Below are 21,137 nucleotides of genomic sequence, written 5' to 3'. Positions count from 1 at the left end.
CTGCTACGCATCCCTAGATTTTCCAAACCTCCTCGTACGCCGTAGCAGCCATTTCTTCCGAGCGGCTCTTCACCCTTTCGGGTGTCCAATCTGCCGAGTCCAAAACATACTGGGGAATACTCCCGACCCAGTCCATCATAATGGCGCGCTTTTCTGCGTAACTCTTATTCTCCAGAGCGCCATTCCTCGCTTCGGAAAGCAGCATCAAGTTTCCTATCGAATTAACAAGGTCTGCTGTCCATACACCGTTGCTCGCCGCTTGCGGGTATATGTGCTCAATCGTCAGTCGATTTGGTGCTACTTCAAAGTTTAGTCCTTCATTGGCTGCAATTTTCAACAATACATATTTGATCAGTGCGTTGCCCCGGTTCTGAGTGTTGTAAGATAAACTCTTGAACCCTAGCGCAAATTCCTCGAATTTTGGCGCCTTCTCGCGTAGTTCGGCTGTCAGCGCCGCAATTACCATCGCGGCCGCATTTCTATCTCTCGCTTCCGTGAGGCTGCGCGCTGCGCGAGCATACATGGACGCAATTGTTCCAGAAGATCGCTGGGATGTTACCGCATTGAATTGGAAGTGAAAATTCTCAACTGAAGTGAGAGCCCTTCGAAGGGTCTTATAAGCTATCTTTTTTTCATCAAACGCCCGCAGAAGGGACAAGACGTATGGAGTCTGCTGTTCGACATTGAATACCCGCAACGCGCTCAGAGCATCTGCGACCATGTATTGAGATCGTAGGAAAGCGCCTGCCGGTTGGTAAATCCGCGCATAGCGCGCCGCGTCAGTCTTAAACGCGTTAAGATGCGAAAGTGCGATTGTGCGCCCCGAGTCTCGACCAGCTGCTGCGATGCTCTCCTTCAGACGGTCTTTGAACGCCTTAAAGGCGCGCTGCTTCGTTACCGCTGGGAAACGTGAAGTCCACGAGTGAACAAAGAAAGAATCAAGCTTCACGGATTCTCCGCATATTGCTATGTGGCGGCTTATATAATCCCAGTTTTCTTTCAGGACGTCGACGTCGCCATCTTTTACAATAAGTGACCCGATTATATTTTTGAGCAAGTCCGATAGAGTGAGGTCTTGGCCTCTAGTGTTTAGTGTCTCGAAGATTATATAGGCGTCATCCTCGTCATCAAGTTCTATCTTGATAACTTTGAGGTTAAAAACTAGCTCTCTGAGATCTTTCAGTGCACCAACCTTAGAGGCGTTTTTTTCTTCTTTCGAAAGCAAGCCATCTGATGCTCGGCGCGTATGTTCATCCACTAGTTTGTAAAGTGTATTGTAAGCCTGCTGAAGTCTCTGCTCTTCTTCCCGGGGGACAATGTCCAGTTCTGGTTCGCCATACCGTTGGATTTTGTCTTGGAGATACGGGTACGATGTTTCCGTTTTCAGAATAAAGCTTTTAATGTTGTCTCTGTCGCGTGTTTCAATATAGTTGTGAACTCCCTGGGCAAGTTCTTTTTCGCCCAGTGAATCCAAGATGTCGCGAATTACGCAGAGCAAAATTGTAATGGTGGTCAAGCGCTGTTGTCCGTCAACAACGCCAAACCTATCTTGTTTCATTGAGTATATGACCATTGATCCGATGAAATATCCGCTTTCTTCTGAGCCGGTAATGTCTGCCCAGAATTCGCGAATATTGTCGTTTTTCCATGAGTATGGTCGTTGGAAGCGTGGGATTACTATCACCCCCATCTTCAATAATTTTGAAATGTCTATGTCTGATGCTTCGATTTTCATTGTGCTTGTCTGACCTTGGAGACAGTTTGTGAGTGCAAGCCCAGGTTACAAACTCAGAAATTTACAATTTATGAAGTCGATCGTATTGTTGAAACAATCCCACACTCATAACTCCGCCTTCAGCCCCTGAAACGCCGTCATCGCCGCATCCCTGGCCTTACCGTGATCGACGATCGGCAGCGGATAGGTCTTGCCGAGGCTCACGCCCGCCTCCTTCAGCACCGTCAGCGGCGCCTCTGATGGCTTGTGGATGAATTTGTTCGGCATGTCCTTCAGCTCCGGCACGAAGCGGCGGACATATTGGCCTTCGGGGTCGAATTTCTCGCCCTGGCTGGTCGGGTTGAAGATGCGGAAAAAGGGGGCGGCATCGGCACCGGAGCCGGCGACCCATTGCCAGCTGGCGGCATTGGACGCCGGGTCGGCGTCGACGAGCGTGTCGCGGAACCAGCGCTCGCCTTCCCGCCAGTCGATCAAGAGGTCCTTGATCAGGAAGGAAGCGACGATCATGCGCACGCGGTTGTGCATCCAGCCGGTCTGCCAGAGCTGGCGCATGCCGGCATCGACGATCGGATAGCCGGTCTGGCCCTTCTGCCATTTTTGAAGCAGGTCCGGCGCGTCGCGCCAGGGGAAGGCGTCGAATTTGGCGTTCCAGTTTTTCGTTGCGAGATCCGGGAAGTGGAAGAGCAGGTGATAGGAGAAGTCGCGCCAGACGACCTCCTTGCGGAAATGGATGACATCGTCGAGTGGATAGCTGTCTGGCAGGCCGCGTGTCGCATGCCAGAGCGTTGCTGGCGAAATTTCGCCGAGCGCCAGATGCGGCGAAAGCCGCGAGACGTGTTCGCTGGCCGGCAGGTCGCGTCCGTTGCGGTAGTTCTTGAGGCCCTTTTCGACGAAGTCTGCGAGCCGTGTCTGGGCTCCCGCTTCGCCGGGCTGCCAATGTCCTTCAAAGCTTTCGGCCCAATTGGGTTTTGTTGGCAAAAGGTCCCAGCTGTCGAGCGCCTCGCTCTTCGGCCAGTGATCGGGGGCGGGCAGGGCCTTCGGCGCCGGGATCGGCTCGTGCGGCTCGCCGGAGCCGTCAAGCGCCTTCCAGAAGGGCGTGTAGACGCGGAAATGGCCGCCAGCACCGGTCTTGAGCTTGGTCGGCTCATGGAGGATCTGGCCGGCAAAGGTGCGCACGTCGATCCCGTCCGCGATCAGCTTTGCCTTCAAGGCCTTGTCGATGGCGATGCCTGGCGGATCATAGCGGCGATTCCAGAAGACAGCAGAAGCACCCGTCTCTTTGATCAGCGCGGCAAGCACGGTCTCGGCAGAGCCGCTGCGGAACGTGAGCCGTGAGTCGTGATCTTCAAGGCTTTTGGACAATGCCGTGAGCGAGTGATGCAGCCACCATGCCTGAGCGGCCCCAAGCGGCCCGGTGCCGGCGTCCTCAGGCTCGCGGATATAAAGAGGCAGAATGCGAAAACCCTCGGCGGCTGCGGTCGCGAGCGCGGCATTGTCGCCAAGCCGGAGATCCTTGCGGAACCAGAGGATGAGGGTCTTGGAGGAGGTATGGGGCATGCAATATCTTCTTCGTTGGCTTTTCTAGCCATACGAAACGCGACGGTCAGGGGATCACGCCGCGATCACGATTCTGCGTTGCCGATTGTGAGCCCCGGGAGGTGGCCGTCAGGCGGCGGAGCGGTCGGGAGCCGCGCGGCGGGCCTGCTCGGCGCGGATCATGGACATGATCTGCTGGGCGTTTTCGCGCACATAAAGGCGATGCAGCTTTTCAGCGACCGGCGCGGTCGTCAGCAGGCAGGTATAACCCTCCCGCTCGTACCAGCGGAAATCCACCACATTGTCCATGTTGACGTAGAAGGGAAAGCCGTCCCCGTCGTGAAGCTCGAGCCACATCGGCCGTCCTCCTTGCATGCCTTTTCGTTACAAGTGGAGATAACAGCGAAAGGTGAAGAGGGGGTTTCGAGGCGACTGCCGGAATCACTATGCGAGAACTGATAGTTTCGATCGCAAGGCCACAAAAACCAAAAGGCCCGCTGCCTATTGAGGCGCGGGCCTTGGAATAAGATGGCTCCCCGGGCCGGATTCGAACCGGCGACCTGTCGATTAACAGTCGAATGCTCTACCGCTGAGCTACCAGGGAACAGCCGCTTGCCGCGGTGTGAGCGGGGTAATACTGATGCTCGCCGCGTTTGCCAAGCGGTTTTTCAAAAAAAATGTCATCCTCTTGTTTTTATATGGGGACACACCATCTGCTGGGGCGCTGAAAGGGGCTAGGAATCCCCTGAAATCGAGGAGTTTTTAGCATGCCCGAACGCCGCTACCGCCTTGATCATGCGCGCGGGCGTCTCGTCTTGGGCGGGCTCGAAATTCCGGTGCCGCGCTCGCGCGCCGGTCGAATCGTAACCGGCACCGCGCTGGTCGGCGGCGGATTTCTCGGCTTTCTCCCCATCCTGGGCTTTTGGATGGTGCCACTCGGCCTGATCGTGCTGTCGCATGATATTCCCGCCGTCCGCCGCCGCCGTCGTCGGTTGACGGTCTGGTGGAGCCGACGGAAGAGCGGATCAGGGACAGGACGCGGAAACTGACCTCCCGGATAAGGGGAGGCACATGTCATAGTGAAATGACCCGTTGGTAAGGGTTCATTAAGGTGGTCGGATTCGATCGGGATACAGAACACGGCACTCGCCGTTTCGTTCCCTGAAAGGTGATACCAAATGAACCATTGCATCCAGGCGGGGAGTTCCATGATTCTGACGCCGAGCGATTTCCACATTATCGACCTCGCGATGCGCGCTGCCGAACGCGGCGATCTGAAGCATCGGGACGACGGCCATCGCGAAGCGGTGGGCAAGGCCGTGATCCGGCTTTACACCTCGGGTGTCACGGACCCCGTGCGGCTCGCAGAAGCCGCAAGCGCCATGGCAGCGACCCGCCTGCTCGATCGCCGCCGCTGGCGCGCGGACGCCTGACACCGGCCGGATGGGGCGCTTTCCGGCATCCACAGCGACCCCGCGAGATTTGATGAATTTCCCCTTGCGCTCACTCTCGATCCGTTCTAAATGCCGCCCACCACACGCACTTTTCTACTCGGATGGCCTCGTGGCGGAGTGGTGACGCAGAGGACTGCAAATCCTTGTACCCCGGTTCAATTCCGGGCGAGGCCTCCATCCGAACCTTCGTGAAAAACTGAAGTCTTGAGTTGTCGACATCGCTGTCGGCCGCATCGCTTTGTGCCTGCGATCGGCCAATCTTGAGCCGATCCCGCTACAGGCGCAGGTGCGCCCGATCTTGGCCGATCCACCCGATTGCGCCGGCAGAGAGGCTCTTTCATGAGCTGGTCTCCTGCAATCGGAGCTTCTCTCATGCGCAACACTTTTTCACTTCTTGCTGCAACCCTTCTTGGTCTCGCCGCCTCTCCGGCGCTCGCCGACAATCTCTCCTTTACACTCGACAACCAGACCCCGAACATGATCGTTCAGTTTTATGCGACGCCGGCCGATGGCGGCACGCGCTCGGAGCTTCTGAAGAAAAAGGGGCTCTATGGCGGCCAGACGCGGAAGCTCACCATTGCCGATGGCAGCGACGCCTGCGTCTACAAGATCCGCGCGGTCTTCGAAGATGACAGCTTCTATGACGTGCGTGATGAAGTCGATTTCTGCGAGAGCGACAGCTACACGCTGGCCGACTGATCCGGCTCCCGCGCGGCTGCGATAGCGCGCAGCCGCGATATTATGGTGTGCGAGGCGTCGACCGGCTTGAAAGCGCCTCTGCCTGCAATTAAAGACACGGGGGTTAATTGCCGCTATGGCCGGTCGATACGGGGCGCGAATAAGATGATGGATTACGCAGCAGCACGCACCAAGATGGTGGACAACCAGATCAGGACCACGGACGTCACGTCCCATTCCGTGCTGAACGCTTTCCTTTCGGTGCCGCGCGAAGCTTTCGTCGCAGCCGAATTGAAGCCGCTCGCCTACATCGACGAGGACATGCTGGTCTGTCCGGCACAGAACGGCAACCCGCCGCGCTACATCATGGAGCCGTCGCCGCTCGCCAAGCTCCTGCAGCTGGCCGCCATCACGAAGGATGACGTCGTCCTGGAGATCGGCTGTGGCGCAGGTTACGCGGCTGCGCTGCTCTCGCTGCTCTCGGGCTCTGTTGTCGCGACCGAAAGCGACGAGGCGCTGGTGACCAAGGCGACCGAAAAGCTCTCCGAACTGGGCTACGACAATGTCGCCGTGGTCTCTGCAAAGCTCGAAGGCGGCTATGCGGCCGAGGCGCCCTATGACGTGATCTTCGTCAATGGTGCGATCGAGGAAATGCCGGAAGCGCTTCTGTCGCAGCTCCGCGAGGGGGGCCGGCTCGTGGCTGTCGTCGGTTATGGCAACGCGGCGCGTGCGCGCCTCTACGTCAAGAATGGCGGCATCACCTCCTACACCGAATATTTCAATGCGGCGATCAAGCCGCTGCCGGGCTTCCGCAAGGCGGCTGAATTCGTCTTCTGATCTCAGTCTTTCAGACGAGTGCTACAGGGCCCGCCGCGTGCGGGCCTTTTTGCGTCGACGCAACAAAGTTGTGCATCACGGCAATTCCCTGTCAGGGCGTGATTTTTTTCGGCAAGCGCGTATCCTAGGGTGAGCGCGAATCGGCCCGGCGAAAACCGACGCGGCCGAAGTTTCTGAGGACAACGGGGATTAGTATGGCTCAGCCAAGCGTAGCGCGTGAACCGTCCATGGAAGAGATCCTGGCATCCATCCGCCGGATCATCGAAAGCAACGATCCGGTGAATGGCGGAAGCCTGTCGCAGGACCCGTCGCATTTCGCAGACGAGGACGGCGCCGGTGAGGCCGATCTTGGCTATGACGGTGGCGATTTTATCGCAGCCAACGATGCCGGCCCTTCGTTCCCGATGTTCGAGCGCGAGGTTCCGCGCGTCGAAGCCGAGCCGCGTCGCGAAGCGCCGCAGTCTCAGGCGGAAGACATGCCGAAAAGCGTCTCGCTTGCCGACCTCGCAGCCCGCGTCCGCTCGGCCTCCGAGCGCATGGAGCGTCCCGTTCAGGCGACAAGCCGTCCGGACATGCCAAGCATGCCGGAAGCCCTGCGTCGTGAGCCGGCTGCGGACGCGCGCGAAGTTCGCTCCGCCGATGTGCCGTCGATGACGGCGCGGCTTGCCGAGATCCGTCACCCGGATCTGCGCGCATCGCTGCCGGCCGAGCCCGTGATGTCCGCCCCTCTGCACGCCCAGTCCGATGAGCAGCACGCGACCTTTGCGGCACCGGAAGCCCCGATGGCTCGTATCGCTTCGGTTGAGGTGCGCGTCGAGCGCGCCGCACCTGTTGTTGCGGAGCCTGCACAGGAAGTGCTTGAGGACGTATCTATTGAAGCGCCGGAATTTGACATCCGCACGGAGCGGGAAAGCGAAGGCCGCGACCTGACGGCGCTGGTGTCTGCTGCGACCGTTGAACAGGTCTCGCGGTCCTTCTCGGAACTCGCCGCCGCCTTCGACGGCACCGAGCGCCGCTCGCTCGATGAAATGGCTGAGGAAATGCTGCGCCCGATGCTGAAGGACTGGCTGGACGACAACCTGCCGACGCTGGTGGAACGCCTCGTGCGCGAAGAAATCGAACGCGTCGCCCGCGGCCCGCGACGCTGACACTAGTCCCTTTCGGGATCATGGGCCGCTCGCAAGAGCGGCCTTTTTTATTGACTTGGTTTTGCCAGTCCTATTTACCAACCCACATCCAGAACTCGAAAATCCGGTCGGAAAATGCTCGAAAAGACCTATGATTCAGCCGCCGTCGAACCGAAGATCGCGAAAGCCTGGGAAGAGGCGGACGCCTTCCGGGCCGGTGCCAACGCCAAGCCGGGCGAAGATACCTTCACCATCGTGATCCCGCCGCCGAACGTGACCGGCTCGCTGCACATGGGCCATGCGCTGAACAACACGCTGCAGGACATCATGGTCCGCTTCGAGCGCATGCGCGGCAAGGACGTGCTGTGGCAGCCGGGCATGGACCACGCAGGCATTGCGACCCAGATGGTGGTAGAGCGCAAGCTCGCCGAAAACGGCCAGAACCTATCGCGCCGCGACATGGGCCGCGAAGCTTTCATCGAGAAGGTCTGGGAGTGGAAGGAAGAATCGGGCGGGTTGATCTTCAACCAGCTGAAGCGTCTCGGCGCCTCCTGCGACTGGTCGCGCGAACGCTTCACTATGGACGAGGGCCTGTCGGCCGCCGTTCTTGAAGTTTTCGTCACGCTCTACAAGGAAGGCCTGATCTATCGCGGCAAGCGGCTGGTCAACTGGGATCCGAAGTTCGAGACCGCGATTTCCGACCTCGAAGTCGAGAACAAGGAAGTTGAAGGCCATATGTGGCACTTCAAATATCCGCTCGCCGGTGGTGCGACCTATACCTATGTCGAGAAGGATGAGGACGGCAACATCACCTTCCAGGAAGAGCGCAACTACATCTCGATCGCGACGACGCGACCTGAGACCATGCTCGGCGACGGCGCGGTTGCCGTTCACCCCTCGGATGAGCGTTACGCCGCGATCGTCGGCAAGCTCTGCGAGATCCCGGTCGGACCGAAGGAGCATCGCCGTCTGATCCCGATCATCACCGACGAATATCCGGATCCGAAGTTCGGCTCCGGCGCCGTCAAGATCACCGGTGCGCATGACTTCAACGACTATCAGGTCGCCCGCCGCAACAAGATCCCGCTTTACCGCCTGATGGATACCCAGGCAAAGATGCGTGACGACGGCGAGGACTATGCCGTCTACGCAGCACGGGCGCTTGAAATCGCCAAGTCCGGCCATCTGCCGAACGAGGCTGAGGTCGACGACATCAATCTGGTTCCGGAAGAGTATCGTGGTCTCGACCGTTACGAAGCCCGCAAGCGCATCGTCGACGCGATCAACTCTGAGGGTCTCACCGTCACCACCAAGGATGACGAGGGCAATGACATTCCCTTCGTCGAGAACAAGAAGATCATGCAGCCCTTCGGCGACCGCTCCGGCGTCGTCATCGAGCCGATGCTGACCGACCAGTGGTTTGCCGACGCCAAGACGCTGGCCGAGCCGGCGATCGCCTCCGTTCGCGAGGGCCGCACCAACTTCGTGCCGAAGAACTGGGAAAAGACCTACTTCGAGTGGATGGAAAACATCGAGCCCTGGTGCATTTCGCGTCAGCTCTGGTGGGGTCATCAGATTCCGGCCTGGTACGGCCCTGACGGTCAGGTCTTCGTCGAGAAGACCGAGGAAGAGGCGCTGCATTCGGCGATCCAGCACTACATCGCCCATGAAGGCCCCTGGAAGGCCTGGGTCGAGGAGAAGCTCGAAAACTTTAAGCCCGGCGAGATCCTGACCCGCGACGAGGACGTGCTCGACACCTGGTTCTCGTCGGCACTCTGGCCCTTCTCGACGCTCGGCTGGCCGGACAATACGCCGGAACTGGCGAAATACTACCAGACCGATGTGCTGGTTACCGGCTTCGACATCATCTTCTTCTGGGTCGCCCGCATGATGATGATGGGCCTGCACTTCATGAAGGACGAAGACGGCAATCCGGTCGAGCCCTTCCACACGGTCTATGTCCACGCGCTGGTGCGCGACAAGGCCGGCCAGAAGATGTCGAAGTCGAAGGGCAATGTCATCGACCCGCTGGAACTGATCGACGAATATGGCGCGGACGCCCTGCGCTTTACGCTCGCCATCATGGCAGCCCAGGGCCGCGACGTGAAGCTCGACCCAGCCCGCATTGCCGGCTACCGCAACTTCGGCACCAAGCTCTGGAACGCGACCCGTTTTGCCGAGATGAACGGCGTTAAGGCGGATCCGAGCTTCTTAGCCGAGACGACATCGCTCGCGATCAATCGCTGGATCCTCACCGAACTGGCGCGCACCGAACGCGAAGTGACGGAAGCGATCGAAAGCTACCGCTTCAACGATGCTGCCGGCAGCCTCTACCGCTTCGTCTGGAACCAGTTCTGCGACTGGTATCTGGAGCTGCTGAAGCCTGTCTTCATGGGTGAGGATGAAGCGGCGAAGAAGGAAGCCCAGGCTTGTGCGGCCTATGTGCTCGAAGAAACCTACAAGCTGCTGCATCCCTTCATGCCCTTCATGACGGAAGAGCTTTGGACGCATACGGCGGCAGAGGGCGCGTCGCGCGACACTCTGCTCTGCCATGCCGACTGGCCGAAGCCAGAATTCTCCGACGAGAATTCGGCGGCCGACATCAACTGGCTGATCGACCTCGTGACAGGCATCCGCTCGGCCCGTTCCGAAATGAACGTGCCGCCGGGTGCAACAGCGCCGCTGGTCGTCGTTGGTGCCAATGGCGTGACGCAGGAACGGCTGATCCGTCACGATGCGGCGATCAAGCGTCTCGCCCGCGTCGAGGCCATCAGCGTGGCTGATGTCGCACCGAAGGGCGCCGCCCAGATCGTGGTCGGCGAGGCGACAGCCTGCCTGCCGCTGGGTAGCCTGATCGATCTCTCCGCCGAGAAGGCGCGCATCGAAAAGGCGATCACCAAGGTCGACCAGGAGATGGCCCGCATCTCCGGCAAGCTGAACAACGAGAAATTCGTTGCCAACGCCAATCCGGACGTCGTCGCCGCCGAACGCGAGCGCTATCAGGAACTGGAAGTGCAGAAGGCGAGCCTGGAGACAGCGCTGAAGCGGGTTCTCGAGGCCGGCTGAGCCATTCCTGTTTGGGAATGAAATTCTAAAGGCCGGGTCTCAGATCCGGCCTTTTGCTTTGCCGCTGCAGGGAAGCATGGGAGGTAGAATTTGTTGAGATGCATAACGATTCTGACCGATATATGTCGCGACAACGGCATGGAGACGATCAGGCGCTGTGCAAGTGCCCAAATTTCGTTCTTCATGATCACTGGCTGATCTGTTGCGAACCTGCAACGGCGTTGCCTGGGGTTGGAATGATTTGCCAATAGTCTGTTCAAGAGGCTTTCTTGGCGCAAAATTCATCCAAGTCGCGGCGCGTTTGCCATGCATGTCAAAAACATTACGTAAAAATTTCTGCGATGGAACATGGCTGTGACGCACATCACCCGATTGCCATCCTGTCGCACATGATTAGTATGCAAAATCACAGTTTTGCCTGAATTGGGGAGAGACATGGCGAACCACTTGATGAAGACCACCGCCCTTGGGCTGATCGCAGCATGCGCATTCGTGGGAGGCGCGCAGGCTGGCGGTCTTGAACGGGCCGGTTACAACATCGACCTTCTGTTCGATCCGGGTCAGTATGTGTTTGAAAGCGGCGTGGTTTACGTGGCTCCGCAGCGGGAATTGAACAACGTTCGAGATACGGTCAACGCTAACGGCAACTTGAATACACGTTCGCAATCGGCAGACGAAACCGAAAGCTATTTCATTCCACGGTTGGGGGTTAAGGCGGGCTTTTCGGACGTAGTCGCTTGTATGGCGGATTACTCGCAGCCTTGGGGCGCTCACACGAACCCGGGATTTAACTGGGCGGGGGCTAACGATAACGCTGAAACAAAGGTAAGCAGCAATAACTATGGTCTGACATGCTCTTACAGCGTGGATGCCGGTCCTGGCAAGTTCAGGCTGATTGGGGGGGCGTTTTATCAAGAGGTGTACGGATTTAAGGAGCGTCTTGTTGCACAGTTGCCGGCCAATTTGGGCACGGGCGTAGGCCGTTTGGATCTGGAGGGGGATGGTTACGGTTGGCGCATTGGCGCTGCGTACGAGATCCCGGAGTACGCTCTCCGTGCTAGTTTAGTCTACAACAGTGAAGTCGAGCTGGATGACATCACGGGGACTCTTGATCTTCGTGGAGTTCCGTCCATCGTCGACGCGACAAATCCGCTGCTTGGAAGAGTGACAAACGTGTACGGGGCAACTGCTATGCCAGACACGGTTGAGTTGAAGCTTCAATCCGGCATCGCGCCTGATTGGCTTGCGTTTGGTTCTGTCAAATGGGTTGACTGGAGTCAGCTTCAGCGGATCCCGTTTTACGCTGTTGGCACGACCTCGCCTGAAGCCACTTCGCTGGACCTCGCCTATCGGGACGGCTGGACCGTTTCCGGCGGTATCGGACACAAGCTCAATGAGCAATGGAGTGTTGCTGGTTCTGTGACTTGGGACCGCGGAACTTCGCAAGGCTTTGGAGCTCAGAGCGATACGTGGACATTCGGAGCTGGAGTTGCCTACACTCCTACCGAGAGCGTGGAGTTCCGCGTGGCAGGGGCGCTGAGTGTGTTGACGTCGGGTAGCTCAGGATTGACTACCGTTGATGGTGTCACATACGGCCAGCAGGTTTCCTACGACTTCGGCACTGACCTCGCAGCCGCCGTCTCGACCTCGCTTAAGGTTCGCTTCTAAGCTTGCAATACCTGACAAATCAGAAGCCCGGCTCGTCCGGGCTTCTTTCGTTTCCGCTTCCTCCCGCCCGTCTTTCAGCTTTCCGGAATGTGATGATTCTGCAACATCGCGCCTATCCTTCTTGGCGGGGCGGGCCTGTGCCGAATTTGTCCATTTCCCGCCACAAACGGAGAGCACCGGTGTTGCGAGAGACGGCAGGCGCTGTTTCCGTCGGGTGGTGTAACGAGTTTCACATGAGCCTCTGGGGCAAGAATAGGGTGCTGATAGCAATGACTTCGGTCGCTTTTGGGGGGCGGTCGGCGGGTCTGGCGGAGAAAATCGGAGGCGAATGTTCGATCGCCCCGGTCTTGCCGGAAATCCAGACTAATCTCTCGATCATGCAGACAAGAACAACAGGGAGCCATGACGGCTGCTCCGACCGCAAGTTCGGTCATGAACCGTCTATTCATCGGTTGAGTGTATTCTTGGAAACGGGCACAGCTGAACTCGCCGTAAATGCGGGGCGGGGGATCTGATGTCTATCATGACTTGGAAATTGTGCGGACCCATGCGGCGACCTGACTGGAAGTCTTCGGCGGTGCTTTTGACGGCGGCTCTTTTGCTGTCCTCGAGCCCATCGGCGCGTGCTTTCGACATGAACGCTGGCGTCAGCAAGGAATCCGGCCCCTTCGACCTCTTCAAATTCGGCTTCAACGCCTACAAGAAGGGCCAGAAGGAAGAGGCCGTCGAGGCCTATCGCTACGCCGCCGAGAAGGGCCATACCGGTTCCCGCTGGGCGCTTGCCAATATGTATGCCGCCGGCGACGGCGTGGTCGAAAACGACTTCGAAGCCTTCAAGATCTATGCCGAGATTGCCAACGAGGGTGTCGAGCCCGGGTCGGAGGATACCGGCTTCTTCGTCAACGCGCTGCTGTCGCTCGCTCGCTACTATCGCCAGGGCATTCCCGACAGCCCCGTCAAGGCGGATCTCGCGCAGGCCCGCCAGATCTACTTCCAGGTCGCGTCCACCTTCGGCGTGCCAGAAGCGCAGTTTCAACTGGCACGCATGATCCTGGCCGGCGAGGGCGGCCGCGTGAATGTCCAGCAGGCGAAGAAGTGGCTGAACATGGCGCGCAAGGGCGGTCACGCCGGCGCCATGTCGATCTTCGGCAATGTGCTGTTTGAAGAAGGCCAAACCGTCCGCGGGCTTGCGTTTCTGACGGCGGCGCTCGAGCGTTGCAATCCGAAGGATTGTCCCTGGATGCAGGATCTGCAGGAGCGGGCTTTCTCGCTCGCCACCGAAGACGACCGCCGCGTGGCGGTGGCCTTGGCGCCGCAGGTCGTCGAGCAGGGCGACTGATCCGCCAGATCGTCGTCAGCAGGGTTATAGATATGCAAATGGGCGCATCAGCGCCCATTTTCGTGTCTGCAAGCTGAAGTCCTGAAGCTCAGAATGCGAAATGACCGACGACCGGCACGTGGTCGGACGGCTTTTCCCAGGCGCGGACATGTTTTTCGATCGCGGTTGAGCGCAGCCGGTCTGATGCCTCGGGCGAGAGCATCAGGTGGTCGATGCGGATGCCGTTGTTCTTCTGCCAGGCGCCCGCCTGATAGTCCCAGAAGGAAAACAGCGGTGTCTCGTCATTGGTGGCGCGGACCGCGTCGATGAACCCCAGGTTCTCCAGACGGCGGAAGGCCGCCCGCGTCTGGGGCAGGTAGAGCGCGTCTGTCAGCCACTGGCTCGCATCCTTGGCATCATGCGGTTCCGGGATGACATTGTAGTCTCCCGCCAGGATCAGCGGCTCCTCAAGCGCCATGCGATCACGGGCGAAGGCTTCGAGCCTTGCCATCCAGGCGAGCTTGTAGGGGTATTTGACCGGATCGTCGGACGGATTGCCGTTCGGCAGATAAAGCGAGCAGACGCGCACCACGCCGCCTTCGACAGAGAAAACGCCTTCGATAAAGCGGGCCTGTTCGTCGGTGTCGTCACCGGGCAGGCCGCGATTCACTTCATCGGGCTTGATCTTCGACAGAAGCGCGACGCCATTGAAGCCCTTCTGGCCGTGCGTCTCGACGTGATAGCCGAGCGCCTCGATTTCCCCACGCGGAAACCCTTCGTCGACCGACTTGATCTCTTGCAGGCAGGCGATATCGGGATCGCTATCCTTCAGCCACTGGCACAGGTTCTCGATGCGCGCCTTGACGCCGTTGATGTTCCAGGTGGCAATTTTCATCATGCACTCACACGGAGAAGCTGGTGCCGCAGCCGCAGCTCGCCACCGCATTGGGGTTCTTGATCTGAAAGGACTGGCCAAGCAGGTTGTCGACGAAGTCGATCTCGGAGCCCGCCATGTAGATCAGCGACATCGGGTCGATGAGCACGGTTGCACCGTCACGGCTGATCACGATGTCGTCGCCGGCAGGCTGCCCGTCGAGGTCGAATTTGTAGGAGAAGCCGGAACAGCCGCCGCCTTCGACGGAGACGCGCAGCGCCTGCTTCTCGGCATCGGCGGCGACGATCGCGGCGATTCGCTTCGCAGCGGCTTCGGAAAGGGTAACGGTTTCGGTGCTCATTCTGCCTCCTGCCGGGTTCAAGGTCCGGTGAAAACGGTTCTAATCGGCGCAAATCACCACAATGTCACGCAATTGCGCGACTTTTGATCGGGCGAGACGGCCCGAAGACCCTTCGGAACCCGCATCGCCTTGCGGCTTTGTCCGCTATAGGTATGAAGGCACAAGAGTTGCGTCAATGGGGAGCAGGCAGCACGCGCATGACGATCGATCAAGCAGCATTGGGTTTTGGGACCGGAGAGCGGGCAGTCTACGCGACCAATCCCTGGGCGAGCCGTGGCCGTCTCTTCGAAGAAGGGGGAAGCCTCACCCGCTCCGAATTCCAGCGCGACCGTGACCGCATCGTCCATACGACCGCCTTTCGCCGCCTCAAGCATAAGACCCAGGTCTTCATCGGCCCTGATGGAGATCATTATCGCACGCGTCTCACCCACACCATCGAGGTGGCGCAGATTGCCCGTGCTCTGGCTCGTGCATTGAAGCTCGATGAGGATCTCGCGGAAGGTGTGGCCCTCGTTCACGACTTCGGCCACACGCCCTTTGGTCATACGGGCGAGGATGCGCTGCACGAGGTGCTGGAGCCCTATGGTGGCTTCGACCACAATGCCCAGTCGCTGCGCATCGTCACAAAGCTCGAACGGCGTTACGCTGATTTCGACGGGCTGAACCTCACCTGGGAGGCGCTCGAAGGTCTGGTCAAGCATAACGGCCCGCTGAAAACTCAGGACGGGCAGGGGACACGCGGTCCCGTTCCGCAGCCGATCCTAGATTATTGCGAGATCCATGATCTGGAACTGGCGAGCTTTGCAGGCCTGGAAGCACAGGTTGCGGCAATTGCCGATGACATCGCCTATAACACCCACGACATCGATGACGGTCTGCGCTCCGGCTATCTGACTTTTGAAATGCTGGAAGACGTGCCCTTCCTCGCCGGCCTGATGAAGGAGGTGCGCGACCGCTATCCGCATCTCGACCCTGACAGGTTCACCCACGAGATCATGCGCCGGCAAATCACCCGCATGGTCGAAGATGTGATTGGCGTCGCGCAGGACCGGCTGAAGCAGGTCGAACCCCAGAGCGTCGAGGATATCAGGGCGGCCTCGTTGACGATCGCCACTTTTTCCGATCAGATGGCCGAGACCGACAAGGCGATCAAGAAGCTGCTGTTCAGCCGCATCTATCGCCACCCCGACATCATGCGCATACGCGCCGCCGCCGCCGAGATCGTCACCGATCTCTTCAACGCCTATATGAACGACCCGAAGCTGATGAAGAGCCACTTCTGGGTCAACCATATTTCCGGCCTGAATGATGGCCAGAAGGCCCGCCATGTCGGCGACTATCTGGCCGGCATGACCGACACCTATGCGGTGCGAACGCATCGCGAGCTGTTTGACCGGACTCCCGAATTGCGATAGGCACCCGACGAAATTCTTTAGAGAACGCCGGGGCTGAGCTCCGGCGCGCAGGGACACGCCATGAACCTTTTCGCCGATTTCGAAATCCGGATCAAAGCAGCGCTCGACGAGATCGAGGCGGTGCGCGAGAAGCGCGACAGCCTCGACTTCAGCCGCATCGTCGTAGAGCCGCCGCGTGATGCAAGCCATGGCGATGCCGCAACCAATGCCGCCATGGTGCTTGCCAAGGGCATGGGCATGAACCCGCGCGCGCTCGCGGACTTGATCGGCGAAAAGCTGAAGCAGGATGCCGATATTGCAGACGTCAACGTCGCCGGTCCGGGCTTCATCAACATTCGCCTCTCGGTCGCCTACTGGCAGCGTCTGCTGGCGGTGATGATCCGTGAGGGAACGAGTTTCGGCCGCTCAACGGTCGGCACCGGCCACAAGGTCAATGTAGAATATGTCTCGGCCAACCCGACTGGCCCGATGCATGTCGGCCATTGCCGTGGCGCCGTCGTTGGCGACACGCTCGCCAACCTGCTCGGCTTTGCCGGCTATGAGGTGACCAAGGAATACTACATCAACGACGCCGGCGCACAGATCGAGGTGCTCGCCCGCTCGGCCTTCCTGCGGTATCGCGAGGCGCTGGGCGAGGAGATCGGTGAGATCCCGTCAGGTCTCTATCCGGGCGACTACCTCGTTCCGGTCGGCAAGGCGCTTGCGGACGAATACGGCACCAAGCTCTACGGCATGCCGGAAGAGGAGATGCTTGCCATCGTCAAGGAAAAGGCCATCGACGCGATGATGGCCATGATCCGTGACGATCTGGCCACGCTCAACGTGCATCACGACGTTTTCTTCTCCGAGCGCACGCTGCATGCCAACAATGCTGCGAAGATCCGCACGGCGATCAATGACCTGACCTTCAAGGGTCATGTCTATCGCGGCACGCTGCCGCCGCCGAAGGGTCAGCTTCCGGAAGACTGGGAAGACCGTGAGCAGACCCTGTTCCGCTCGACGGAGGTCGGTGACGATATCGACCGTCCGCTGATGAAGTCGGATGGCTCCTACACCTATTTCGCCGCCGACGTTGCCTACTTCAAGGACAAGTTCGACCGCGGCTTCTCCGAGATGATCTATGTTCTCGGTGCTGACCACGGCGGCTATGTGAAGCGGCTCGAAGCCGTCAATCGTGCCGTCTCCGAAGGCAAGTCAAAGCTCACAGTTCTGCTCTGCCAGCTGGTCAAGCTCTACCGCGACGGCGAGCCGTTCAAGATGTCGAAGCGCTCGGGCGACTTCGTGACGCTGCGCGAAGTGGTCGAGGAAGTCGGCCGCGATTCGGTGCGCTTCATGATGCTCTACCGGAAGAACTCCGAGCCTCTCGACTTCGACTTTGCCAAGGTCACGGAGCAGTCGAAGGATAACCCGGTCTTCTACGTGCAGTATGCGCATGCCCGCTGCATGTCGATCATGCGCCAGGCGAAGGAAGCGTTCCCGGATCTCGAAATTGAGAAGCTCGACCTTGCCAGTGCCGTAATGGGACAGATCGAAGACCCGACGGAACTGTCGCTGGTGGCCAAGCTTGCCGAATATCCGCGGATTATCGAGGCGGCAGCACTGTCGCAGGAGCCGCATCGTCTTGCATTTTACCTGCATGATCTGGCAAGCTCGCTTCATGCTCACTGGAATAAGGGCAAGGATTCGCCCGAATTACGCTTTGTTAACGATAAACATAGAGAATTAACCATCGCCAGGCTTGGGCTGGTGCATGCTGTCGCCTCCGTGTTGAAGTCGGGACTGGCCATTACTGGCACCGAAGCTCCGGTCGAAATGCGATAGTATCGTCACCAATTCCCCACATTGCGCTGGCAGGCGTTGAGTCGCGTGAGTGAGTGGAACAGGGTATGGTACAGAAGCAGGCTGCAAACATGCGATCGCAGGGCGATGGTTTCGCGGATGATGATCCGTTGGCGGAGCTCGCCCGCATTGTCGGATTCGATCAGCCCCTGAAGCGCGAGCCTGTGGTGACACTGCCGCAGGCGCCGGACATGGGTTCGGCCGATTTCAATCTCGAAGACGAATTGATGCGCGAGTTTGAGGGCTATGAGGCTGCGCCTTCGCTGTCGTCTTATGCGCCTCCGCTCTCCGTGCCCGAGCCGGTCGTGTCGCGTCCCGCGACTGTTGAGGCTTATCAGCCGCAGCAGTATCGCGAGGAGCCCCGTTTCGAGCCGGAGCCCGTGGCCTATGTTGCGCCCGAGCCTGCTTACGAGCCTGAGCCAGTCGAGTATGCAGCGCCTGAAGTGTCCTATGATGACGCCTATGTCGCGGATGCGGCTTTGCCTGCAGTCGATCACGATCTGCAGGTTCGCTCCGAAGAGGTGTCGTTTGCGCCCGTGGCTGAGCCCGAAGTGAACTTCGATCTCGCCGACGAACTCGAATTTGCCGTCGCCGACACAGATGTCCGCCCCGAAGTTCCGGTGGCTCCTGTGCGCGCCGTTCAGCCCGAGCCGCCGCGTTTGCGTTTGCCGCTTGCCAATTTCTCCGCCCAGCCGGTTCGCCGTGCCGAGCCGGAGATTGCTGTCGAGCCGCCGCGCGCTGCCCCGGCATTTGATCTTTCGGATTTCGATGCGCCTGCCGCATCATCCGTTTCGGTTGCGCAGTCGCCTGTCGCTCTCGACTTCGGCAAGGCGACCTTCGACTGGGCCGCGGGTCCTGTGGAGCCCATTCCGGCCTCGCAGCCGACCGCTGAAGTCGGCGCGCCCGCCCTGGCCGCCGCATCTGTTCTGGACGATGCCGCGTTTTCCGTCGCAGCAGAGCCGCGCTTTGCGCCCGCAGTTGCCGCACCCGTGCAGGCTTCAAGCCCTGCTGAACGCGAAGATCCGGATTTCAACTTTGACTTCCTCAACGAGCTTGCCATCGACGAAGAGGTCGAAGTGGCGCCGAAGGCTGCTGAGCCTGTGGTTCAGCGCGCTGCACCGGCTGTCGTCGCCGATGAAGAGTTCGATCCCTTCCAGGACCAGGAATTCGACCTGCAGCTTGATGATATCGAGCTCGATCTTTCTGAGCTTGATGTAGCACCTCAGAAGCCCCAGCCGCAGACCATCGCACCGGCTGTTGCCGCAGCACCAGTTTTTGCCGCTGCTGCCGCCTTCGCGACCCCGGTTCGTGCCGAAAGTGCGGCCCCGTCGATATCGGCATTTGCCGGATCCTCCGCGCCGGCCTTTGCGCCAACGCCTTCGGTTCCTGCCTCGGCATTTTCCGCAGCGGTCACGCGCCCGACCTCGGATGCTTATGTATCGGCTCCAGCACCGGTCCAGAGCAGCGCGCCGGTGCGACCAGTAGCGCCTGTCGAAGACAGCTTCGGCTTCGATCCTTCCGAGATTTCCGAGCAGGACGATCTTCTCGAAACCCTGAGCGGCATGGATGTGCCCGAGGTTCCTGTTGCCGACGTCCGTCCAGCCCAGCCTGCACAGCCGGATTACGACATCGACATCGATGCCGAACTGGCCACGCTGTTCGAGGAGCCTGTCGCACCGCCGCAGGCAACGCCGATCGCGACCAGTCGTGTTGCCGCGCCGATGGCGGCACCTGTGGCCTCTGCACCCCGCGCACAAGCTGCACCGCTCGACGATTTCGACGCCTTCGAAAAGGCGCTGGAAGAAGATTTCCGCAGCAGCATGACATCGCAAAACGCGCTGGAGCCGGAAAGCCGCGGCCATATCACCATCGCCGGTGAAGGTCAGGGTTTCCGCTTTCGCCGTCTCAAGCCTTACCTGATGGCGGGCACTGCCGCCGTGCTCCTGCTCGCAGGCGCCGGTGGCCTTTACGCCTGGCTGGGCACGGGCGCCGTCGGCACGCTGACCAGCGGCGAGCCGCAGGTGATCGCGGCTGACAAGTCCCCGGTGAAGATCGTGCCGGAAGATCCGGGTGGCAAGTCCGTTCCGAACCAGGACAAGGCGGTCTATGACCGGGTGGCCGGCAATGGCGTCGAAGACCCCAAGCAGCCGAGCCTGATCTCATCGGAAGAAGAGCCTGTTGACGTGGTTCAGCGCACGCTGATCCCCGAAAACCTGCCGATGGAAGGCGAGAACGATCAGTTGGCGACCCCGGTCGGCGAGACCGAGGATCCACGCCTTCTCCCCGATGGCCAGCCGCAGCAGGCAGCCGCCGAGGATCCCACGACCATCACGCCGCGCAAGGTCCGCACGATGATCGTCCGTCCGGACGGCACTCTGGTCGCCCAGGAAGTACCGGCAGAGCCGGCAGCGGCACCGGTCGAAACGGCAGCCGCCCAGCCAGCACAGACGGACTCCGGAACACCGGTTCTGGCGCCGCCGAGCGTGCCAACCGCCACTGGCGATACCGTCCGTACCGTCGATACACGCGTGGTCACGCCGGGTGGCCCGGCTGAGGCGACAACGGCTGTTGCTGCACCTGCCGCAACGGCGACCGCTGCGACCGAGGTGGCTGCGGCAACACCGGCGACTACCGAAGCTCAGTCCGTCGCCGAGGCGATCGCATCGCCGGCTGCCGCCGATCCGACCGCTCCACGCGCCCCGATCCCGACAACCCGTCCTGCGGATCAGCCGGTCAATGTCGTGGGCACCGTGACCGATCAGGGCAATCTGCGTCCGGCCCAGCCGGCAGCGACCGCACCTGCTGAGCAGGCCCAGGCACCGGCTGAAGTGGCCGCCGCTTCGCCCGCTGCTGCTGCACCCGCAACGGCTGCACCTGCCGGAAGCTACGGGATCCAGATCGCCTCGCTGCCGTCTGAAGCCGATGCGCAGAAAAGCTATCGCAACCTGTCTTCGAAGTTCGGCAACGTGCTGGGCGGCAAGCCCTGGGAAATCCGCCAGGCGGATATCCCTGGCAAGGGCACCTTCTACCGCGTGCGCGTCGTTGCAGGCTCCAAGGATGCGGCTGTGGCACTCTGCGAACAGTATCGCTCTGCCGGCGGCAGCTGCCTCGTCTCGCGCTGATCTGGCTTGATTGCTAACGTTTCGAGAGGCGGAACCGCGTGTTCCGCCTCTTTTCTTGTGTATGAGGGCTCGGCGCTCGCTCCCGGTCCCTTCGGCTTTTTCATCCC

General features: G+C 59.9%; 17 protein-coding genes and 2 tRNA genes. 13 read left to right on the top strand and 6 right to left on the bottom strand.

What is annotated here, in order from left to right:
• Positions 1-13 precede the first annotated feature (13 nt).
• From AC02Y0_RS09375 to AC02Y0_RS09360, 4 genes are all read right to left on the bottom strand, one after another.
• A complete protein-coding gene (locus AC02Y0_RS09375; protein ID WP_476383617.1) occupies positions 14-1,735 on the bottom strand; it encodes a DUF262 domain-containing protein in 1,722 nt (573 codons plus the stop codon).
• Between the two features lie 105 nt (positions 1,736-1,840).
• Entirely contained in the window at positions 1,841-3,292 is a 1,452-nt protein-coding gene (locus AC02Y0_RS09370; RefSeq protein WP_476383616.1) for a cryptochrome/photolyase family protein, read from the bottom strand.
• Positions 3,293-3,400: 108 nt separating this feature from the next.
• On the bottom strand, positions 3,401-3,628 hold the full coding sequence (locus AC02Y0_RS09365; RefSeq protein ID WP_476383615.1) for a hypothetical protein: 228 nt from the start codon (positions 3,626-3,628) through the stop codon (positions 3,401-3,403).
• A 172-nt stretch (positions 3,629-3,800) separates the two neighbouring features.
• A tRNA-Asn gene (locus tag AC02Y0_RS09360) sits at positions 3,801-3,875 on the bottom strand.
• A 163-nt stretch (positions 3,876-4,038) separates the two neighbouring features.
• Here AC02Y0_RS09360 and AC02Y0_RS09355 point away from each other — a divergent pair.
• The 10 genes from AC02Y0_RS09355 to exoR all read left to right on the top strand — a co-directional run bounded on the left by AC02Y0_RS09355 (position 4,039) and on the right by exoR (position 13,440).
• Positions 4,039-4,320 (top strand): hypothetical protein, encoded by a 282-nt coding sequence (locus AC02Y0_RS09355; RefSeq protein ID WP_476383614.1) that lies wholly within the window; start codon positions 4,039-4,041, stop codon positions 4,318-4,320.
• 159 nt (positions 4,321-4,479) lie between these two features.
• The gene (locus AC02Y0_RS09350; RefSeq protein WP_476383613.1) at positions 4,480-4,704 is read left to right on the top strand and encodes a hypothetical protein; all 225 of its coding nucleotides are present in this window, start codon (positions 4,480-4,482) and stop codon (positions 4,702-4,704) included.
• 124 nt (positions 4,705-4,828) lie between these two features.
• Positions 4,829-4,902: transfer RNA gene (locus tag AC02Y0_RS09345), tRNA-Cys, on the top strand.
• Positions 4,903-5,097: 195 nt separating this feature from the next.
• The gene (locus AC02Y0_RS09340; protein ID WP_476383612.1) at positions 5,098-5,424 is read left to right on the top strand and encodes a hypothetical protein; all 327 of its coding nucleotides are present in this window, start codon (positions 5,098-5,100) and stop codon (positions 5,422-5,424) included.
• Between the two features lie 144 nt (positions 5,425-5,568).
• Complete coding sequence (locus AC02Y0_RS09335) at positions 5,569-6,240, top strand: protein-L-isoaspartate O-methyltransferase family protein (RefSeq protein WP_102019854.1); 672 nt, start codon at positions 5,569-5,571, stop codon at positions 6,238-6,240.
• A 194-nt stretch (positions 6,241-6,434) separates the two neighbouring features.
• Positions 6,435-7,388 (top strand): PopZ family protein, encoded by a 954-nt coding sequence (locus AC02Y0_RS09330; RefSeq protein WP_476383611.1) that lies wholly within the window; start codon positions 6,435-6,437, stop codon positions 7,386-7,388.
• A 114-nt stretch (positions 7,389-7,502) separates the two neighbouring features.
• Complete coding sequence (locus AC02Y0_RS09325; RefSeq protein WP_476383610.1) at positions 7,503-10,433, top strand: valine--tRNA ligase; 2,931 nt, start codon at positions 7,503-7,505, stop codon at positions 10,431-10,433.
• A 435-nt stretch (positions 10,434-10,868) separates the two neighbouring features.
• Positions 10,869-12,101, top strand: coding sequence for an OmpP1/FadL family transporter (locus AC02Y0_RS09320; protein ID WP_476383609.1), 1,233 nt, complete (start codon positions 10,869-10,871; stop codon positions 12,099-12,101).
• Positions 12,102-12,334: 233 nt separating this feature from the next.
• The gene (locus AC02Y0_RS09315) at positions 12,335-12,616 is read left to right on the top strand and encodes a hypothetical protein (protein WP_476383608.1); all 282 of its coding nucleotides are present in this window, start codon (positions 12,335-12,337) and stop codon (positions 12,614-12,616) included.
• Positions 12,617-12,648: 32 nt separating this feature from the next.
• A complete protein-coding gene (gene exoR, locus AC02Y0_RS09310; protein ID WP_476383607.1) occupies positions 12,649-13,440 on the top strand; it encodes an exopolysaccharide production regulator ExoR in 792 nt (263 codons plus the stop codon).
• A gap of 88 nt (positions 13,441-13,528) precedes the next feature.
• On the opposite strand, the gene xth is transcribed toward exoR, so the two are convergent.
• Together xth and erpA are read right to left on the bottom strand one after the other, a co-directional pair.
• The gene (gene xth, locus AC02Y0_RS09305; protein WP_476383606.1) at positions 13,529-14,314 is read right to left on the bottom strand and encodes an exodeoxyribonuclease III; all 786 of its coding nucleotides are present in this window, start codon (positions 14,312-14,314) and stop codon (positions 13,529-13,531) included.
• Positions 14,315-14,321: 7 nt separating this feature from the next.
• A complete protein-coding gene (gene erpA / locus AC02Y0_RS09300) occupies positions 14,322-14,654 on the bottom strand; it encodes an iron-sulfur cluster insertion protein ErpA (protein ID WP_229576384.1) in 333 nt (110 codons plus the stop codon).
• A gap of 197 nt (positions 14,655-14,851) precedes the next feature.
• Between erpA and AC02Y0_RS09295 the strand changes: the two genes are divergently transcribed.
• The 3 genes from AC02Y0_RS09295 to AC02Y0_RS09285 all read left to right on the top strand — a co-directional run bounded on the left by AC02Y0_RS09295 (position 14,852) and on the right by AC02Y0_RS09285 (position 21,030).
• On the top strand, positions 14,852-16,069 hold the full coding sequence (locus AC02Y0_RS09295) for a deoxyguanosinetriphosphate triphosphohydrolase (RefSeq protein WP_476383605.1): 1,218 nt from the start codon (positions 14,852-14,854) through the stop codon (positions 16,067-16,069).
• A gap of 60 nt (positions 16,070-16,129) precedes the next feature.
• Positions 16,130-17,890, top strand: coding sequence for an arginine--tRNA ligase (gene argS / locus AC02Y0_RS09290; RefSeq protein WP_476383604.1), 1,761 nt, complete (start codon positions 16,130-16,132; stop codon positions 17,888-17,890).
• Between the two features lie 65 nt (positions 17,891-17,955).
• Complete coding sequence (locus AC02Y0_RS09285; protein WP_476383603.1) at positions 17,956-21,030, top strand: SPOR domain-containing protein; 3,075 nt, start codon at positions 17,956-17,958, stop codon at positions 21,028-21,030.
• Positions 21,031-21,137 lie beyond the last annotated feature (107 nt).

Source organism: Allorhizobium sp. nf9_anc, from assembly GCF_056323085.1.
The sequence above is the reverse complement of the archived record's forward strand: the minus strand, read 5'-3'. Positions and strand labels throughout refer to the sequence as shown.

Excerpts from the sequence above, each read along its gene's own strand:
- AC02Y0_RS09330 (WP_476383611.1), top strand. The coding sequence starts at position 6,435 with ATGGCTCAGCCAAGCGTAGCGCGTGAACCGTCCATGGAAGAGATCCTG.
- AC02Y0_RS09350 (WP_476383613.1), top strand. The coding sequence starts at position 4,480 with ATGATTCTGACGCCGAGCGATTTCCACATTATCGACCTCGCGATGCGC.
- erpA (WP_229576384.1), bottom strand. The coding sequence starts at position 14,654 with ATGAGCACCGAAACCGTTACCCTTTCCGAAGCCGCTGCGAAGCGAATC.
- AC02Y0_RS09335 (WP_102019854.1), top strand. The coding sequence starts at position 5,569 with ATGATGGATTACGCAGCAGCACGCACCAAGATGGTGGACAACCAGATC.
- AC02Y0_RS09325 (WP_476383610.1), top strand. The coding sequence starts at position 7,503 with ATGCTCGAAAAGACCTATGATTCAGCCGCCGTCGAACCGAAGATCGCG.
- argS (WP_476383604.1), top strand. The coding sequence starts at position 16,130 with ATGAACCTTTTCGCCGATTTCGAAATCCGGATCAAAGCAGCGCTCGAC.
- AC02Y0_RS09340 (WP_476383612.1), top strand. The coding sequence starts at position 5,098 with ATGCGCAACACTTTTTCACTTCTTGCTGCAACCCTTCTTGGTCTCGCC.
- AC02Y0_RS09375 (WP_476383617.1), bottom strand. The coding sequence starts at position 1,735 with ATGAAAATCGAAGCATCAGACATAGACATTTCAAAATTATTGAAGATG.
- exoR (WP_476383607.1), top strand. The coding sequence starts at position 12,649 with ATGCGGCGACCTGACTGGAAGTCTTCGGCGGTGCTTTTGACGGCGGCT.
- AC02Y0_RS09295 (WP_476383605.1), top strand. The coding sequence starts at position 14,852 with ATGACGATCGATCAAGCAGCATTGGGTTTTGGGACCGGAGAGCGGGCA.
- AC02Y0_RS09355 (WP_476383614.1), top strand. The coding sequence starts at position 4,039 with ATGCCCGAACGCCGCTACCGCCTTGATCATGCGCGCGGGCGTCTCGTC.
- AC02Y0_RS09370 (WP_476383616.1), bottom strand. The coding sequence starts at position 3,292 with ATGCCCCATACCTCCTCCAAGACCCTCATCCTCTGGTTCCGCAAGGAT.
- AC02Y0_RS09320 (WP_476383609.1), top strand. The coding sequence starts at position 10,869 with ATGGCGAACCACTTGATGAAGACCACCGCCCTTGGGCTGATCGCAGCA.
- xth (WP_476383606.1), bottom strand. The coding sequence starts at position 14,314 with ATGAAAATTGCCACCTGGAACATCAACGGCGTCAAGGCGCGCATCGAG.
- AC02Y0_RS09315 (WP_476383608.1), top strand. The coding sequence starts at position 12,335 with ATGAGCCTCTGGGGCAAGAATAGGGTGCTGATAGCAATGACTTCGGTC.
- AC02Y0_RS09285 (WP_476383603.1), top strand. The coding sequence starts at position 17,956 with ATGGTACAGAAGCAGGCTGCAAACATGCGATCGCAGGGCGATGGTTTC.
- AC02Y0_RS09365 (WP_476383615.1), bottom strand. The coding sequence starts at position 3,628 with ATGTGGCTCGAGCTTCACGACGGGGACGGCTTTCCCTTCTACGTCAAC.